The organism is Rhodospirillaceae bacterium (assembly GCA_016712715.1).
Classification (GTDB): domain Bacteria; phylum Pseudomonadota; class Alphaproteobacteria; order Dongiales; family Dongiaceae; genus Dongia.
In genome coordinates this window covers 868,216-883,708 of sequence record JADJQM010000001.1, presented here as the reverse complement: position 1 = coordinate 883,708, position 15,493 = coordinate 868,216, and the positions used below count along the sequence as shown (strand labels likewise).

The window sequence follows — 15,493 nt, the reverse complement described above, 5'->3', positions numbered from 1 at the left end:
GTCTGGCTCGCCCTGGTCGGGAGCTGGCCGCAGGCTATCTTGGCGTCGCGGCATGGCGTGGCATCCCATTGCGCACGGATCTCCTTTCTCTGCTGCCGGCCGATCCGGCGGCGCTGAATCAGCACCAGGCCGGCCAGAAGCTGACCGATACCGTATCGAGGCACTTCGTCCTTCTGGTCGGCCATACCGAACGCAACGCGGCGCGAGCCGCCGCTGGGAAAATTGAGGACGCGCTGTTGGCTGATGGTGTCGCCAACATCACCACCGCTGATTCCACTGCGCCACGCGCTCTGGGCAGCTTCTACCGCCCCTTTGCCGACAGGCTGCTGGCGCCCGGCGATCGCGACCTGCTGCGGGCAGGGCAGGGTGAAACGATTGCCAGGCGGGCGCTGGCACAGATTTACGGTGTGGGCAGTTATGCGGATGCTCGGTTGTTGGCAAGCGACCCCTTTCTGCTGCTGCCGAGCTTTCTTGGCCAGTTGCCGGCGCCGCTCTCGAAACTGATACCCGACGACGGGCGGTTGACGACGCGGATCGATGGGATTGTCTGGGTACTCGTAAGTGGCGATGTCTCAGGCGATCCCTATGCCCTGGATGTTCAGGAGCGCTTCACGGAGAAGGTTGATCTCAGGATTGCTGCCCTGATGGCTCAGTATCCGGGGCTGCTCGTCAAACGCACCGGCGCCGTCTTCTTTGCGCGGGAGGGCGCACAATCGGGCCTTCAGGAAACCTCGACGCTCGGTACTGTCTCCATGGTCGGCACTGTCCTGCTGCTGGTCGGGGCCTTTCGGCGTGCCGGGCCGCTATTGATGAATCTGTTGGCACTTGGTATCGGCATCGGTGTTGGCCTTGCCGTCAATCTGCTGCTGTTCCAGGAAATTCACATTGCCACATTGCTGTTCGGTGTCGGTCTCACGGGCGTAGCTGTCGACTATGGCATTCACTACACGGCATGTGTCTTTGATCCAGCGAAGCCTGATCCCTGGGAACGGCTGGCGCATATCCTGCCCGGGATTACCCTTGGACTCATTACCACGTTGATCGGCTATGCGATTCTGCTGGTCGCGCCATTTCCCGCCCTGCGTCAGGTCGCGGTGTTCTCAATTGCCGGCCTGATCGCATCCTTTCTCACGGTCCTGTTCTGGTTCCCCTGGCTCGATCGTGGGCAGGCGCCGGCCTATGGCCCGGCCCTGCTGCGCCTTGCTGATATCTTCTGGCAGATCTGGGAGACTCCGCGCTTGCGCCGCATATGTTGGCTCAGCCTTGCCGGGTTGGCGTGCGTCGCTGCAGTCGGCCTTTCCCGCATGTCGGTCGATGACAATGTGCGGCGCATGCAGTCCCTCTCGCCGGATCTTCTTGCCCAGCAGGCGGATATCCAACGCCTCGCCGGGACCAGCGGCAACCTGCAGTTCCTCGTGATTGATGCTGCCGACGATGAATTGGCGCTTCAACAGGGTGAGGCCCTGGCGCCGATCTTGAGGCGGCTGCGTGATCAGGGCGTGCTCACGGCCTATCGCGGTCCGGCGGATTTTGTGCCATCGCTGGCAATGCAAGAGGCTGATCGCACGTTGCGGCGCTCGGCGCTCGATGAGCCCTTTCTGGCCGCACATGCCGCCCAGTTGGGCCTTCCCGCCAGGACCGGTGGCAGCGTGGACAGTGGCCAGAAATTGACGGTCGAAAGCGCCATGGCTTCCGGCGCCTTCCCCTTCCTGAGACAATGGGTGCTGGCGCCGGGGCAGCAGGTGATTGCGCTGGATGGGCTCACGGATGTTGAGGCGCTTCGGGCAGCCATTTCGGACATGGCGGGTGTTCGGGTCCTGGACCCGGCCGGCGACTTCACCGAGCGGCTCGGTCACTATCGTGAACGGGCCCTCTGGCTGATCGGTTTGTCGGCACTGATGATGGTCATTCCGCTCACCTGGCGCTATGGGCTGAAGGGTGGCCTTGTCGTCCTGGTTCCCCCGGTTGCTGCGCTCATTCTGGCACCGGCATTGATTGCCTTGACGGGCGAGGGTATCAGCTTCTTTCACGTCATGGGGCTCATCCTGGTGCTGGCGATCGGCGTCGATTACGCAACCTTCTGCGCTGAAGCGGACTTGGCCGACCGGCCTGTGACGATGCTGGCCGTATTGCTGGACATGGCGACCACGCTCCTCTCCTTCGGCGTGCTGGCCTTCAGCAGCGTCTTCGCGGTCCATGCATTCGGTCTTACCATGCTGCTCGGCATCCTGATCGCGTTCCTGCTGGCACCCATCGCCGGAAACGTCAATCCGCGCCAGGTGAGGCGGGCATGATGACGTGGACAAAGGCGCTCGCTGGGCCAATCACTGCCATCCTGCTGATCCTCGCCGGATGCACCCCGACGCCTGTGGCCGTTACAGACAATCTTCCCTATTTTGCGCCGGGTCGGTTGCTGGAGTTGCCGCTGCCGGGAGATCTCGGGCGGTCGGTCGAGATGTCGCAGATGATCACCGTGCGCCATGATGGCGAGGTGTTTACCTTCGAAGGGCATATCAGCATTAACCCACAGCGGTTCCTACTGGTTGGTGTTGACGGACTGGGGCGGCGGGCGATGAGCATCAGTTGGGATATGTCCGGCAAGGTCACGGCTGAGCGTGCTGATTGGCTGCCATCAGTGGTGCGTCCGGGTCCGATGCTGGCCGATATCGTTCTCCTTTATTGGCCATCCCGGAAATTGCGACAGTCACTGGCACCTTCGGGTGCGGTCATGAGGGACGCACCCAACCGCCGCGTGGTGGTGGTGGATGGGGTTGATGTTCTGGAAATCGACTATCTTTCCGGTGGCGACCAATCAACCAATGGCCGACTGCGGTATCGGAACCATGCCTGGGGCTATGACATCGACGTTCGATCGGTCGAGGCGACCCCATGACCCAGGCTCGGCTGGGAATTCACGCCGTGGGTCTGGTGACGCCGCTGGGTGCCGGCAAGGACGAGAATGCCGGCAAGCTCTTCTCCGGCACGCGGTCGGGCCTGGCAACGGAGGTTGACATCCTGCTGGATCGCCGGGTCCGGGCTGGCTGCGTCACGTCGGCATTGCCGGCGCCTCCAGACGGGTTCGGCCGATACCAATCACGCAACAACCGCTTGATGTTGCTGGCCCTGCAGGAAATTGCGCCAGAGGTCGCGGCCGCGCGCGAGCGCTTTGGGTCCAGCCGCGTCGCCGTCGTCCTGGGAACCAGCACATCAGGCATTGCGGAAGGAGAAGCGGCCTTTGCCGCGCACCACAGCACGGGGCAGTGGCCGGCTGCATTCGATTATCGCCAGCAGGAGCTGGGCAGCCTTGCCAATTTTGCCGCTGCAGTTTTGCAGGTGACCGGTCCGGCTTTTACGATCGCGACCGCCTGTTCATCCAGCGCCAAAGTCTTTGCCTCGGCACGCCGGTTGATAAGGGCGGGGATATGCGATGCCGCCGTCGTCGGTGGCGCCGACACGATCTGCCGCACGACGCTCAACGGCTTTGCTTCCCTCGATGCCATGTCACGCGGTCTTTGTAATCCTTTCAGCCGTAATCGCGACGGCATCAACATCGGCGAAGGTGCCGCGGCCTTCCTCCTTACCCGCGAGGCGGCACAGATTTCGCTCCTCGGCTGCGGCGAAAGCTCGGATGCCCATCACCTCAGCGCCCCGGATCCGACCGGCGCCGGTGCGAAGATGGCGATGTCGGCAGCCCTCGGAGATGCCGGCATACTGGCTTCTGATATCGACTACGTGAACCTGCACGGTACGGGTACGTCGCTCAACGATTCCATGGAAGGCGTCGCTGTCCACAGCCTGTTCGGTGGCGAGGTTCCCTGTAGTTCGACCAAGGCCATGACGGGCCACATGCTCGGTGCCGCCGGCGCTTGTGAAGCGGCCTTCCTGTGGCTGTCACTGGCGCGCGGAGGCCAGTTGCCACCGCATCTTTGGGACGGTGTACAAGACCCTGCCATTCCGACGCTGAATCTGGTTGAAGCTGGCGCGCGCCTGCCATCCAATAACCGCTCCGCCATGATGAGCAATTCCTTCGCCTTTGGTGGCAATAACATGGCCCTCATCCTCGGTCGGGGTGACTGGTGATGCTGCCTTGTGAGCATCCGATCGCGGCATTGCTGCCGCATGCGCACCCTATGATCCTCCTCGACAAGGTGACTGGTTGGGGTGCTCAGGCGATCGAGACCACCCTCGTGGTTCGAGCAGATGCGCCGTTCTTCCAGCCCGGAAAGGGGATCGCCGCCCATATCGCAATTGAGTGGATGGCGCAGAGCTGCGGCGCTTTCGTGGGGCTGGAGGCCCTGACCCTGGCCAGGCCGGTGCGCGTCGGCTTTCTGCTGGGCACGCGCAATTTTGCCGCCGACCAGGCCTGGTTCAAGGAAGGTGAGACCGTTCACATTCGTGCTGAACTGGCATTCCGGGATGGCGAAACCGGGGTGTTCGATTGTACGGTGCGCTGCCGCGACGCAGTCGCTGCCAGGGCGCAACTCACCCTGCATCAGCCGGCCGATTTGGCGGCCGTGCTGGCAAGTCAGGGGATCAAACCGGGGACCACGGACAATAGATGACCAGGACGATCCTAGTGACCGGCGCCAGCAAAGGTATCGGGCGCGCCATTGCCGAAAAGCTTGCCGGCGACGGATTTTCGTTGGTTCTGCATTACGGCCGCGACGTAGCCGGTGCCGAAGCGACCTTGACGACAGTTCGCGCCAAGGGCGCCGCTGGGCGGTTGATGAGTTTCGATCTTCGTGACCGTGACAATGCCAGGGCAACGCTCGAGGCGGACATGGCCGAGCACGGTCCCTATTGGGGTATCGTGCTCAGTGCCGGAATCGCGCGGGACGCGGCTTTTCCGGCGATGACTGACCGGGAATGGGATGATGTCCTCGATACCGATCTCGGTGGGTTCTACAATGTCATGCGCCCGACGGTCATGCCGATGGTCTCGGCCCGCAAAGGTGGCCGCATCGTCACGATTGCCTCCGTCTCCGGTATCGCCGGCAATCGCGGGCAGGTGAATTACAGCGCAGCCAAAGCCGGCATCATCGGCGCCACGAAGGCCCTGGCGATCGAGCTCGCCAAGCGTAACATCACAGTCAATTGCGTGGCACCTGGTGTCATCGAGACGCAGATGACCGATGCCCTGCCGATGGACGAGGTGCTGAAAATGATTCCGATGCGCCGTGCCGGGCAACCGGACGATGTCGCTGCGGCGGTTTCCTATCTCTGTTCGGATGGTGCGGGCTATGTGACGCGCCAGGTGTTGTCCGTGAATGGCGGGATGATCTGATGCGTCGCGTCGTCGTCACTGGCATCGGTGGGATAACTGCCCTGGGCAATAACTGGCACGAAATCCGCGCGCGGATGGCCCGGGGCGAGACCGCTATCTGCTACATGCCGGAATGGGAGCGATTCGAAGGCATCAACACACGCCTGGCTGCCCCGATCGTCGGGTTCTCGGTTGACGACCGCTATCCCCGCAAGAAGACCCGGACCATGGGGCCGGTCGCCAAGATGGCTGTGCGCGCCACGGAGATGGCCCTCGACGATGCCGGGATGCTGGATGATGCAGCCTTGCGCAACGGCCGCACCGGCATCGCCTACGGCTCCTCATTCGGGAGTCCGGCCCCGGTCATGGCCTTTGCCGAGCTGATGAAGGATGGGTTCTCCCGGACCCTCAACGCCACCAGCTACATTCAGATGATGAGCCACACAGCCGCCGTGAACATCGGCCTGTTCTTTGGAATCACTGGCCGGGTCATCCCGACCTCCAGCGCCTGCACATCGGGCAGCCAGGGCATCGGCTATGCCTATGAATCGATCCGCTGGGGCAAGGCCGATGTGATGGTGGCCGGCGGTGCCGACGAGCTCGACATTACCGAGTCTGCGGTGTTCGACACGCTCTATGCGACCAGCACCAGGAACGACCGGCCGGAAACGACGCCACGCCCCTATGATCGCGACCGCGACGGCCTGGTCATTGGCGAGGGTGCCGTTACCCTGATCCTGGAGGAACGAGAGCGCGCTCTGGCACGTGGTGCCCGTATTCATGCCGAGATCGTCGGCTTCGCCTGCAATGCGGATGGCAATCACGTCACGCAGCCGCAGGCCTCCACCATGCAGGTGGCATTGCGTGAAGCGCTGGATGATGCGGGGCTGGCTCCATCGGCAATCGGTTTCGTGAGCGGCCATGGCACGGCGACGGAATGGGGTGACATTGCCGAGACCGAGGCAACTCATTCCATCCTCGGCGCCCGGGCGCCGATTCACTCATTGAAATCCTATTTCGGCCATTCGCTCGGCGCCTGCGGGGCGATGGAGGCTTGGCTAGGAATCGAGATGATGCGCGACCAATGGTTTGCCCCGACGGCCAATCTCGCCAATGTCGATCCGCGCTGTGCTGAACTCGATTACATCATGGGTGAAGGGCGGCAGCTCGACGTCGCCTTTCTGATGTCAAACAACTTCGCCTTTGGCGGCATCAACACTTCGCTGATCTTCAAGAGAGTTTAGGGAGCAGGCGACACATGGCCTGGGAGCTTCTTGACAGCGCCGAGGTGCCTGACGGGTTGCTGGAACTCTACCGGCGGGACGATGTCTTCATGATTCGCGCCAATGGACTCGAATTGATGAACGGCCTCGGTCACACCTCCGAGATCGCGTTCGGCGTGATGGCGGCGGAGGTATCAGGCAAGGTATCACCGAACATCCTGCTTGGCGGTCTGGGACTTGGCTATACCCTGGCCGCCGCGGCGGGCGTGCTCGGCGAGAACGGCAGCATCACCGTGGCGGAGCTTTCGCCCGCTGTGATTGCCTGGTTCGATCGCTATATATCGGCGTCCGTGCTGCCACGGCGACCGAGCAATGTGACGATCGTCGCCTCGGATATCGGCGATCTGCTGCGGGCGGAAGCTGGATCGCGCTATGACGTCATCGCACTCGACGTGGACAATGGTCCGGAAGCCCTTGTGTCACCGCAGAATGCCCAACTCTACGACTCGGTCGGGCTTCGCTCTTTGGCGGCACGGCTTACTCCTGGTGGCGTGATATTGCTGTGGTCCGCTTTCGAATCCCCGGCATTTGTCGCCATGGCTGAGGAAATTGGGTTTTTGACCCAATGCACTGCGCTGGCCAGCGTTGGGCGGTCGGATCTGTTCCACTACGCTTACAGCCTGCGGCTGGGCTAGCGAATTCGCAGCAAAAACCAAGTGTTTTCAAGGAGAAATGGTGCCGTCGAGAGGAATCGAACCTCCGACCCCGTCCTTACCAAGGACGTGCTCTACCCCTGAGCTACGACGGCGCCTTTTGAGCTTTTGACCAGCGGGCTTGGGTGAGGCCCGGTGAAGCGGCGCGGAACATGCCAGAAGGCGTTTACGATGGCAAGGGTTGTGAACACCCGGCCGGGAGCCCCCGAAACAACCTTGGCCCGGCCGCAATTTGGTCGTAATTAAATGTTGTTAATTCAGGGTCTTGGGGCCGTTCAGCGAAGGTGGATGGATATGGGTGCAGGCAATGACTGGGATCCGGCCAAGCCGGCGCGCGCGCGGCCTGATCCCGCAGCGTCCGCCAAGCCAGTGCAGGATGACAAGGCCAGGCGCCAGGCCGAGGCCTTGCGGGCCAATCTGAAACGTCGCAAGACCCAGCAGCGGGTCCGCGCCGACCCAGCCAAATCTCCAACCGGCCAGGACTGACAGGCACGCTAGTCCTTGAGGCCTGGGAGGCCTTCCGATACAAACTGCGCGGTTGGCACTGGCGTAACGAGTCAGGGGTTACGGTGCCAATATCGTTAATAATCAATCACTCCATCGAGGCTCGAGGGGACCGTCCGCCAAATGTCGATTATGCCCGATACCTGGATCCGCGAGATGTCGCAAAAGCACGGCATGATCGAGCCATTCGTCGAAAGCCAGAAGCGTGACGGTGTCATCTCCTATGGTGTCTCCTCCTACGGCTACGATGCGCGCGTGTCGCCGGAGTTCAAGATCTTCACCAATGTGGATTCTGCAGTGGTCGACCCCAAGCAGTTCAACCCGAAGAGCTTTGTCGACCGTGAAGCCGAGGTCTGCATCATTCCGCCCAATTCCTTTGCGCTGGCTAGGACGGTTGAGTTCTTCCGCGTGCCGCGCGATGTGCTGGTGATCTGTCTTGGCAAATCGACCTATGCGCGCTGCGGCATCATCGTCAACGTGACGCCGCTGGAGCCGGAATGGGAAGGCCATGTCACATTGGAATTCTCCAACACCACGCCGTTGCCGGCGAAGATCTACGCCAATGAAGGTGCCTGCCAGTTCCTGTTCCTGAAGGGGGCTTCGCCCTGCGAGGTCTCGTACAAGGATCGTGCCGGCAAATATATGGGCCAGCGCGGCGTGACGCTGCCGCGGCTCTGACAGAATCGGAAAGTTAGTAATGGATCGCATTCGCATTCGCGGTGGCAATGCCCTCAAGGGCGAGATCAGGATCAGCGGCGCCAAGAATGCGGCATTGCCGTTGATGTGCACGTGCCTCCTGACCGATGACGAGGTGCGCCTCGACAATGTGCCGGATCTTGCCGATATCACGACAATGACCAATCTGCTGACGCATCTCGGCGTTGAGGTCACTACCCGGCAATCGCTCAAGGATCGGTCCGTTATCTTCTCGGCCAAAGGCCTAACCGAAACCACGGCGCCCTATGACCTCGTCCGCAAGATGCGCGCGAGCGTGCTGGTGTTGGGTCCGCTGGTTGCGCGCCATGGCCAGGCCAAGGTTTCACTGCCGGGCGGCTGCGCCATCGGCACTCGGCCGGTTGATCTGCACATCAAGGGCCTGCAGCAGATGGGTGCCGAGATCGAGCTCGATTCCGGCTACATATTGGCAAAGGCGCCGGGTGGTCTCCGGGGCGGCGAAGTTACTTTCCCAAAAGTGTCGGTCGGCGCCACCGAGAATTTGCTGATGGCAGCGACGCTTGCCAAGGGCGAAACGCATCTCATCAACGCAGCGCGCGAACCGGAAATCGCCGACCTTGCCAACTGCCTCAACGCCATGGGCGCGCAGATCGAAGGGATCGGCACGGATCACCTTAGGATTCGCGGTGTCGACAAGCTGCATGGCTGCACGCACAGCGTCGTCGCTGATCGGATCGAAGCCGGCACCTATGCGATGGCGGCGGCGATCACTGGCGGCGAAGTCGAACTCGTCGGATTGCATCACGATCTGATTGGCGCCGCGGCCTCGACCCTGACCCAGGCCGGAGTCTCTCTCACCGAAACGCCGCGTGGCCTGCTGGTAAAGCGCCAGAACGGCGCGCTGAACGGCGTCGACGTGATGACCGAACCGTTTCCCGGCTTCCCGACTGATCTGCAGGCACAGATGATGGCCTTGATGACGACGGCTGAGGGTGCCTCGATGATCACCGAGACGATCTTTGAAAACCGGTTCATGCATGTGCCGGAATTGACCCGAATGGGCGCCAGCATCAATGTCCATGGTTCATCCGCGATGGTGCGCGGCGTCAAGAAATTGACTGGTGCACCGGTGATGGCCACCGACCTGCGTGCCAGCGTATCATTGGTTCTGGCCGGCCTCACGGCGGAGGGTGATACGTATCTCAACCGCGTCTATCATTTGGATCGTGGTTATGAAAAGCTGACGGCCAAGCTCTCGGCATGTGGCGCGGAAATCGAGCGCCTGTCGGATGGGGCGGCGGAGTAGGGGATGTCAAAGGCGGCCAACGCGACCGACATGCGGCTGATCGCAAAGGATGCCGAGGATCTGGCAATCGTTGCTGCTTGCCTGCAGGACGCTCTGGTCCCGATCTCCGAGGTCCAATACCTCGCCGGGGAGCAGCGGTTCATCATGCTGCTCAATCGGTTCAGATGGGAACGCCAGCCGGCGGGCCGCCATGGACCTGTGACGGGCAAGGCATCAACTGACGATGCCAGCTTTCATGATGCCGATGACTACTACGACACCGAACAACGGATCCATTGCGGTCTGTGCATCGACAAGGTGACGTCGGTCCGTAGCCGCGGCGTCGATCTCAAGCAGCGTGGCAAGTTTCTGTCGCTTTTGACGCTGCAGATTGACGGACAAAACCTCAATCTGGTCTTTTCCGGCGGTGGCATCATCCAGTTGACGGTTTCGGAATTGAACGTTTTCCTCAAGGATATGGGCGAAGGTTGGCCGACCCAGTGGCGCCCGGACCACGAGCGCGACATGGCTGCTGCGGCCAAGGGGCGGGGATGAGCGACGTCTTTGTCCTGGCCCTTCCCAAGGGACGCATTCTCAAGGAAGTCCTGCCGGTTCTGAAAAAGGCCGGTATTGAACCGGAAGCGGAGTTCGCCGATGAGAACTCGCGTGCGCTCAGGTTCCGCACCAACGATCCGCAACTCGAAATCATCCGCGTGCGCAGCTTTGACGTGGCGACCTTCGTGGCCTTTGGCGCGGCCCAGCTGGGTGTTGCCGGCAACGACGTGCTGCTCGAATTCGACTATCCGGAAATCTATGCGCCCGTCGATCTCGGGATCGGGCATTGCCGCCTGTCGGTGGCGGAACCAGCCGACCTGTCGGCGACCGACGATCCCAGCCGCTGGTCGCATATCCGGGTCGCGACAAAATACCCCAACATCACGCAGAACCATTTTGCCGCCCGTGGCGTCCAGGCCGAATGCATCAAATTATCCGGTGCCATGGAACTAGCCCCCACCCTTGGGCTCTGCCGTCGCATCGTCGACCTCGTCTCCAGCGGAGCCACACTCAAGGCGAACAATCTGGTCGAGATCGAGCGGATTGCCGATGTCACATCTCGCCTCATTGTCAATCGGACCGCGATGAAGACCTATCCGCGCGAGATTGGCGCTTTGGTTGAACGTCTGCGTCTGGCAGTTGCCTGAATGATCGGCGACGACGCGTCCGCACCGGGTGCGAGCGGTCGGCTGATCCGCATAGATCTCGACGAGCAATCGACAGCCCGACGCTCGCCCGAGGTGGAACGGGAACGCGCTGTCGCCATCTTCGACCTGCTGGAAGAAAACGAATTCAGACCCGCCATCGACCATTGCGGCCCTTACCATCTTGGCTTGTCGATCGAGGAAAACCGGCTGGTATTCGATATCAAGGATTCGACTGACGCGCCGCTCTACAAATTCATCCTCTCGCTCTCGCCCTTTCGCCGCATCGTCAAAGAATACTTCGACATCTGCGAAAGCTATTACCAGGCGATCAAATCTGCCTCGCCCTCCCAGATCGAAGCCATCGATATGGGGCGGCGCGGACTTCACAACGAGGGATCGGAAATCCTGCGCGAACGACTCGTGGGCAAGGTCGAGGTCGATTTCAATACCGCACGTCGGCTGTTCACGCTGATCTGTGCGCTGCACGTCAAGATGTGAGGCTGCATGCCGCAGGGCCTCCCCGGCAGCGTGCTCTTCTGTTGCACCTACAATTCCGTGCGCTCTCCTATGGCGGAAGCCATCATGAAGTACCTGCATGGGACGCGCGTGTTCGTCGATTCCGTGGGTGTTCGCGCGCAGGAGGTTGACGGTTTCGTGGTCGCAGTGATGGATGAAATCGGCATCGACGTGACGAAGCACCGCCCGAAGACCTTTGATGATCTCGAAGACGATTCCTTCGATCTCATCATCTCGCTCTCACCGGAGGCACAGCACAAGGCGGTCGACACGACCCGCACTATGGCCTGCGACGTCGAGTTCTGGAACACCATGGATCCGACCATCGTCGAAGGCAGCCGTGAAGACCGCTTGGAGGCCTACCGCACCGTGCGCGACGGTCTGATGAAGCGCATCCGCGACCGCTTCCCCATGCAAGGCGCACCGCAGATCTAGTTGCTGATCCGATTTATCGATATGTGCGAAAGAGTTAGCGGAGGTGTGGACTGCAATTGAGCTTTGGCCCGATTTCAGTATGATCCGCCCGAATTTCACGAAGGATTGTGTTTTGACCAGTTCCGGCGCCCGTGCGCCTTTCATCCTGGCCTCCGCCTCGCCGCGGCGCCTCGATCTGCTGGCGCAGATTGGCCTGCGGCCGGACGCGGTCGATGCGCCGCATGTCGATGAGACTGCGCAGCCCCATGAACTGCCGGCTGCCTATGCCAGGCGCATCGCCGGGGACAAACTCGCGGTGGTCGCTACACGGCACCCCGGTGCCTTTGTGTTGGCGGCCGACACGGTGGTGGCGCTTGGCCGCCGTATCCTGCCGAAGGCGGAAGATGTTGCCACGGCGCGCAAATGCCTCGAACTGCTGTCCGGGCGGCGCCACAAGGTGGTGGGCGGCATCGCCATTGCTGCGGCCGATGGGCGCCGGGCGATCCGCGTGGTGTCGACCGACGTCATCTTCAAGCGCTTGGAAGAGAGCGAGATCGAGCACTATCTCGCCGGCGGTGAATGGCACGGCAAGGCCGGCGGCTACGCCATTCAAGGCGCAGCGGCGGCATTCATTCCGAGGGTCGCGGGCTCCTACAGCAATGTGGTCGGCCTCAGTCTCAGCGATGCCTATGCCATGCTGACCGGCGTTGGGTTCAGGTCATGAGCGAGATGCGCGAACAGATCTTCCTCAGCCTCCATCCCGAGCGCACCGAATTCTATCGCTGGTCGGGCGGTCGCCTGATCCAGGCCATCGTGGAAAAGCCTGGGCAGGGCAGCCTTGCGGGCGGCGTCTATCTCGGTCGCGTGCTGCGGATCGAGCAAAGTTTCAATGCAGTCTTCGTCGATATCGGCCTCGAGAAACCGGGCCTGCTACCGCTGAAGCGCCAGGGTGCGCAACCGACCGAAGGCGACGCCGTGATCGTCCAGGTGCGCCGCGACGGCCGCGAGGAAAAAGGCGTGCGCCTGACCACCAGCGTGAAGGTGCCGATCGACGTCGTCGCCCTTGCCAAGGGTAAACAGCCGCCCACTCAGCTGATCGCGCCGCCCACGGTATGGCAGACGGCGCTCGAAGCCCTCGCTCCGGAACAGGTCGCCAGCATCATCTGCGATCGCCGCGTCGACGTGGCGCCGGTCGCGGATTGGTGTCGCAAGCATCGTCGCGGCATGGAGGACAAGGTCGCCTTCCTGCCCGACCGTGAATGGGTGCCGTCACGCACCGACATCAAGGAAAGTGTCGCCGAGGCACTCGATGAGGAGGTGCTGCTGCCGGGTGGCGGCAAGCTGCTCTTCGAGCCGGTCCGCACCCTGACCGCGATCGATGTCAATTCCGCCGCGGCCACGGCCGAGAAAGGTCTCGAGCGCACGGCGCTCTCGGTCAATCTCGAAGCGGCACGCGAGATTCCGCGACAGCTCGCCTTGCGCAATCTCGGTGGCATCATCGTCATCGACTTCATCGACCTTGAAAACCGCAACAAGCGCGAGCAGGTTCTGGAAGCCCTGCGGCAGGCTGTCGGCGTAGATCCGGCGATCGAGTGGGTCGGCAACATGTCGCGTTTGGGGCTGGTCGAGCTGCTGCGTCGTCGCGCCGGCCCGACCCTGGCGGAGATGTGGCAGGCGCAAAATGGCTAAATGTCCTATCTGCGGAAAACCCACCGAACATGAGTTTCGCCCATTCTGTTCCGCGCGCTGCAAGAAGGTCGACCTCAATCGCTGGCTGAGCGATATCTACCGAGTCCCGGCAGACGCTACCCCGCCGGATGAGGATGACAAGTCAAGCGACTGATTGGGCACGGCTTTTTTCGGGTTCTTCGGGCGTGATTTGCGGCTGGACAAGGTCCGGCAAAGCCATTAAATATCCGCCGGTTCCAAGGTTGCCCGGGTAGCTCAGTTGGTAGAGCAGCGGATTGAAAATCCGCGTGTCGGCGGTTCAAATCCGTCCCCGGGCACCACTTCCCCCGCTTCCCAGATGTCGTCGCCACTGAAAGCGGCTCCATGCCGCGCGCCGCAGTGTCAATCAGGCTCGAACAGCGCCTTGTCTTCGGGGCTGGGCAGCACGCCGAGATTGGCGGCGACCCGCTCGGCCAAAGCGAGACTGGCGGTCAGGCCGGGCGATTCAATGCCGAACAGACTCACCAGGCCCGGGGCGCCATGATCTGCCTCCGTGGCGATCATGAAATCGGAATCGATGCGTGGATCACGTGACAGTTTCGGACGAATGCCGCAATAGCCAGGTGTCAGGGAGCCATCCTTCAGACCTGGAAAATAACGCCTGACGGCCGGATAGAAGCGTTCGGCGCGCGCCGGGTCCATGCCATAGTTGATCTTGTCGATCCATTCGACATCAGGCCCGAAGCGAACGCGACCGGCCTGATCCAGCGTGACATGCACGCCTAGTCCGCCGGGCTCTGGCATCGGATAGACCAGATGCGAGAAGGGCGGCGGTCCACCTTGATAGGTGAAGTAGTTGCCCTTGGCCAGATGCGTGGCCGGCACTCGGTCAGGTGCCAGCCCCAGGGCCCGCGCGACCTGGCTCGCCTGCAGCCCGGCAGCATTGATCACGCACCGCGCCCTGATATCGTCCGGTTCGGCGCCGCCAAGTCCGACCTGCCAATGGTCGGCATGTCGGACACCACGAATGACGGGTGTCTGCAGCGCCAGGCTGGCGCCGGCATTCTCGGCATCGCCGAGAAAGCTCAGCATCAATTGATGGCTGTCGACGATCCCGGTCGACGGTGAAAACAAGGCGGCGACGCAGCGGAGATTCGGCTCAAGTGCGATTGCCGCCGACTGGGACAGGGCCTGCAGATCATCGACGCCATTGGCCACGGCCTTGTCGGCAAGGATTTGCAAGGCCGCTCGCTGCGTCTCGTCAACTGCGACGAGCAGCTTGCCGCAGCGCCGATGGGGCACGCCATGGCTGGCGCAGTATCGGTACAGCGCCAGGCGGCCCGATACACAGAGCGCAGCCTTCAAACTGCCGGCAGGGTAATAGATGCCGGCATGGATGACCTCGCTGTTGCGAGAGCTGGTTTCGCCACCGATCGCAGAACCGCCGTCGACGATGACGATTTCGCGGCCGGCACGGGCCAGGCGGCGGGCGATGGCAAGGCCGATAACGCCGGCGCCGATGACAAGAAAATCCAGCATCGCGGCAAGCTATCAGGGATGTCGCTGGCCGTCATCTCGACAAAACGATGTGGCGCGCCATCCAGCGGACGGCGCGCCACGATTGAACCGGTTGACCTGGAAGTGTCGACCGTTACTCCGAGGTCGCCGCATTGCCACCGGGTTCGGTGGTGGGGTCGCGTTCGCCTTCCGGGTCCGGGGCGTTGCCGGATTCGGGATCCGGATCGGGGTCCGGGTCCGGTTCCTTGTCACCGCCGCCATCCTTGTCGTCCTTGTCGGGCGTACTGGTGTCAGCGGGTTCTCCGCCGGCCGCGGTGGCCATGTCGACGTCGCAGGAACCCTGTTCGATGGCCGTCATGAGATCGTCGGCCGAGAGCTGGTTGCAGTTCGAGGCAGTGCTGGCCGTGTTACCGGTCTGGGCACAGCCGGCCAGCAGCGCGCTTGCCGCGATGGCCGAAAGCAGGAGGAATTTGCGCATAGTCGTCACTCCGTGGTGAACAAACCGCCGCGGC

At 62.1% G+C, this 15,493-nt stretch carries 19 protein-coding genes and 2 tRNA genes; 18 read left to right on the top strand and 3 right to left on the bottom strand.

Translation table 11 applies throughout. The features are described 5' to 3' along the window. The first annotated feature begins 68 nt into the window (after positions 1-68). From IPK59_04450 to IPK59_04420, 7 genes are read left to right on the top strand one after another with little or no spacing between them, the layout of a single operon-like run. Positions 69-2,294, top strand: coding sequence for a hypothetical protein (locus IPK59_04450; GenBank protein ID MBK8158049.1), 2,226 nt, complete (start codon positions 69-71; stop codon positions 2,292-2,294). Continuing rightward, positions 2,291-2,893, top strand: coding sequence for a DUF3261 domain-containing protein (locus IPK59_04445; protein ID MBK8158048.1), 603 nt, complete (start codon positions 2,291-2,293; stop codon positions 2,891-2,893). The genes IPK59_04450 and IPK59_04445 overlap by 4 nt, the downstream gene beginning before the upstream one ends. Then, positions 2,890-4,080, top strand: coding sequence for a beta-ketoacyl-[acyl-carrier-protein] synthase family protein (locus IPK59_04440; GenBank protein MBK8158047.1), 1,191 nt, complete (start codon positions 2,890-2,892; stop codon positions 4,078-4,080). Before IPK59_04445 ends, IPK59_04440 begins: the two co-directional genes overlap by 4 nt. Further along, on the top strand, positions 4,080-4,562 hold the full coding sequence (locus tag IPK59_04435; GenBank protein MBK8158046.1) for a 3-hydroxylacyl-ACP dehydratase: 483 nt from the start codon (positions 4,080-4,082) through the stop codon (positions 4,560-4,562). The genes IPK59_04440 and IPK59_04435 overlap by 1 nt, the downstream gene beginning before the upstream one ends. Beyond that, a complete protein-coding gene (gene fabG, locus IPK59_04430) occupies positions 4,559-5,284 on the top strand; it encodes a 3-oxoacyl-ACP reductase FabG (protein MBK8158045.1) in 726 nt (241 codons plus the stop codon). Before IPK59_04435 ends, fabG begins: the two co-directional genes overlap by 4 nt. After that, positions 5,284-6,507, top strand: coding sequence for a beta-ketoacyl-ACP synthase (locus IPK59_04425; GenBank protein ID MBK8158044.1), 1,224 nt, complete (start codon positions 5,284-5,286; stop codon positions 6,505-6,507). The genes fabG and IPK59_04425 overlap by 1 nt, the downstream gene beginning before the upstream one ends. Positions 6,508-6,521: 14 nt before the next feature. After that, positions 6,522-7,181, top strand: coding sequence for a spermidine synthase (locus IPK59_04420; GenBank protein ID MBK8158043.1), 660 nt, complete (start codon positions 6,522-6,524; stop codon positions 7,179-7,181). A gap of 38 nt (positions 7,182-7,219) precedes the next feature. Here IPK59_04420 and IPK59_04415 read toward each other — a convergent pair. Continuing rightward, a tRNA-Thr gene (locus IPK59_04415) sits at positions 7,220-7,294 on the bottom strand. Between the two features lie 193 nt (positions 7,295-7,487). On the opposite strand from IPK59_04415, the gene IPK59_04410 reads away from it, so the two are divergent. From IPK59_04410 to IPK59_04360, 11 genes are all read left to right on the top strand, one after another. Continuing rightward, the gene (locus IPK59_04410; protein ID MBK8158042.1) at positions 7,488-7,685 is read left to right on the top strand and encodes a hypothetical protein; all 198 of its coding nucleotides are present in this window, start codon (positions 7,488-7,490) and stop codon (positions 7,683-7,685) included. A 141-nt stretch (positions 7,686-7,826) separates the two neighbouring features. After that, on the top strand, positions 7,827-8,381 hold the full coding sequence (locus IPK59_04405) for a dCTP deaminase (protein MBK8158041.1): 555 nt from the start codon (positions 7,827-7,829) through the stop codon (positions 8,379-8,381). 19 nt (positions 8,382-8,400) lie between these two features. Continuing rightward, positions 8,401-9,684 carry a UDP-N-acetylglucosamine 1-carboxyvinyltransferase gene (murA, locus tag IPK59_04400; GenBank protein ID MBK8158040.1) on the top strand — a complete coding sequence of 428 codons (1,284 nt, stop codon included), beginning with the start codon at positions 8,401-8,403 and terminating at the stop codon, positions 9,682-9,684. A 3-nt stretch (positions 9,685-9,687) separates the two neighbouring features. After that, on the top strand, positions 9,688-10,218 hold the full coding sequence (locus tag IPK59_04395) for a DUF2948 family protein (protein ID MBK8158039.1): 531 nt from the start codon (positions 9,688-9,690) through the stop codon (positions 10,216-10,218). After that, entirely contained in the window at positions 10,215-10,865 is a 651-nt protein-coding gene (locus IPK59_04390) for an ATP phosphoribosyltransferase (GenBank protein MBK8158038.1), read from the top strand. The genes IPK59_04395 and IPK59_04390 overlap by 4 nt, the downstream gene beginning before the upstream one ends. Beyond that, positions 10,866-11,363 (top strand): UPF0262 family protein, encoded by a 498-nt coding sequence (locus IPK59_04385; GenBank protein MBK8158037.1) that lies wholly within the window; start codon positions 10,866-10,868, stop codon positions 11,361-11,363. 6 nt (positions 11,364-11,369) lie between these two features. Next, the gene (locus IPK59_04380; protein MBK8158036.1) at positions 11,370-11,816 is read left to right on the top strand and encodes an arsenate reductase ArsC; all 447 of its coding nucleotides are present in this window, start codon (positions 11,370-11,372) and stop codon (positions 11,814-11,816) included. 79 nt (positions 11,817-11,895) lie between these two features. Then, positions 11,896-12,519 carry a septum formation protein Maf gene (gene maf, locus IPK59_04375; protein MBK8158035.1) on the top strand — a complete coding sequence of 208 codons (624 nt, stop codon included), beginning with the start codon at positions 11,896-11,898 and terminating at the stop codon, positions 12,517-12,519. After that, positions 12,516-13,484: a ribonuclease E/G gene (locus IPK59_04370; GenBank protein ID MBK8158034.1), complete on the top strand. Its 969-nt coding sequence runs from the start codon at positions 12,516-12,518 to the stop codon at positions 13,482-13,484. Before maf ends, IPK59_04370 begins: the two co-directional genes overlap by 4 nt. Continuing rightward, positions 13,477-13,638 (top strand): DNA gyrase inhibitor YacG, encoded by a 162-nt coding sequence (gene yacG, locus IPK59_04365; protein ID MBK8158033.1) that lies wholly within the window; start codon positions 13,477-13,479, stop codon positions 13,636-13,638. Before IPK59_04370 ends, yacG begins: the two co-directional genes overlap by 8 nt. 90 nt (positions 13,639-13,728) lie before the next feature. Next, positions 13,729-13,804: transfer RNA gene (locus IPK59_04360), tRNA-Phe, on the top strand. Between the two features lie 61 nt (positions 13,805-13,865). On the opposite strand, the gene IPK59_04355 is transcribed toward IPK59_04360, so the two are convergent. Together IPK59_04355 and IPK59_04350 are read right to left on the bottom strand one after the other, a co-directional pair. Beyond that, positions 13,866-15,002 carry an NAD(P)/FAD-dependent oxidoreductase gene (locus IPK59_04355; GenBank protein MBK8158032.1) on the bottom strand — a complete coding sequence of 379 codons (1,137 nt, stop codon included), beginning with the start codon at positions 15,000-15,002 and terminating at the stop codon, positions 13,866-13,868. Positions 15,003-15,114: 112 nt separating this feature from the next. Further along, positions 15,115-15,459 carry a hypothetical protein gene (locus IPK59_04350; GenBank protein ID MBK8158031.1) on the bottom strand — a complete coding sequence of 115 codons (345 nt, stop codon included), beginning with the start codon at positions 15,457-15,459 and terminating at the stop codon, positions 15,115-15,117. Positions 15,460-15,493 lie beyond the last annotated feature (34 nt).

Bases quoted from the DNA above. Each gene is read 5' to 3' on its own strand.
- IPK59_04425 (MBK8158044.1), top strand. From the start codon at position 5,284: ATGCGTCGCGTCGTCGTCACTGGCATCGGTGGGATAACTGCCCTGGGC.
- IPK59_04440 (MBK8158047.1), top strand. From the start codon at position 2,890: ATGACCCAGGCTCGGCTGGGAATTCACGCCGTGGGTCTGGTGACGCCG.
- IPK59_04410 (MBK8158042.1), top strand. From the start codon at position 7,488: ATGGATATGGGTGCAGGCAATGACTGGGATCCGGCCAAGCCGGCGCGC.
- IPK59_04355 (MBK8158032.1), bottom strand. From the start codon at position 15,002: ATGCTGGATTTTCTTGTCATCGGCGCCGGCGTTATCGGCCTTGCCATC.
- murA (MBK8158040.1), top strand. From the start codon at position 8,401: ATGGATCGCATTCGCATTCGCGGTGGCAATGCCCTCAAGGGCGAGATC.
- maf (MBK8158035.1), top strand. From the start codon at position 11,896: ATGATCCGCCCGAATTTCACGAAGGATTGTGTTTTGACCAGTTCCGGC.
- IPK59_04390 (MBK8158038.1), top strand. From the start codon at position 10,215: ATGAGCGACGTCTTTGTCCTGGCCCTTCCCAAGGGACGCATTCTCAAG.
- IPK59_04445 (MBK8158048.1), top strand. From the start codon at position 2,291: ATGATGACGTGGACAAAGGCGCTCGCTGGGCCAATCACTGCCATCCTG.
- IPK59_04405 (MBK8158041.1), top strand. From the start codon at position 7,827: ATGTCGATTATGCCCGATACCTGGATCCGCGAGATGTCGCAAAAGCAC.
- IPK59_04435 (MBK8158046.1), top strand. From the start codon at position 4,080: ATGCTGCCTTGTGAGCATCCGATCGCGGCATTGCTGCCGCATGCGCAC.
- IPK59_04370 (MBK8158034.1), top strand. From the start codon at position 12,516: ATGAGCGAGATGCGCGAACAGATCTTCCTCAGCCTCCATCCCGAGCGC.
- IPK59_04395 (MBK8158039.1), top strand. From the start codon at position 9,688: ATGTCAAAGGCGGCCAACGCGACCGACATGCGGCTGATCGCAAAGGAT.
- IPK59_04420 (MBK8158043.1), top strand. From the start codon at position 6,522: ATGGCCTGGGAGCTTCTTGACAGCGCCGAGGTGCCTGACGGGTTGCTG.
- fabG (MBK8158045.1), top strand. From the start codon at position 4,559: ATGACCAGGACGATCCTAGTGACCGGCGCCAGCAAAGGTATCGGGCGC.
- IPK59_04350 (MBK8158031.1), bottom strand. From the start codon at position 15,459: ATGCGCAAATTCCTCCTGCTTTCGGCCATCGCGGCAAGCGCGCTGCTG.
- yacG (MBK8158033.1), top strand. From the start codon at position 13,477: ATGGCTAAATGTCCTATCTGCGGAAAACCCACCGAACATGAGTTTCGC.
- IPK59_04380 (MBK8158036.1), top strand. From the start codon at position 11,370: ATGCCGCAGGGCCTCCCCGGCAGCGTGCTCTTCTGTTGCACCTACAAT.
- IPK59_04385 (MBK8158037.1), top strand. From the start codon at position 10,866: ATGATCGGCGACGACGCGTCCGCACCGGGTGCGAGCGGTCGGCTGATC.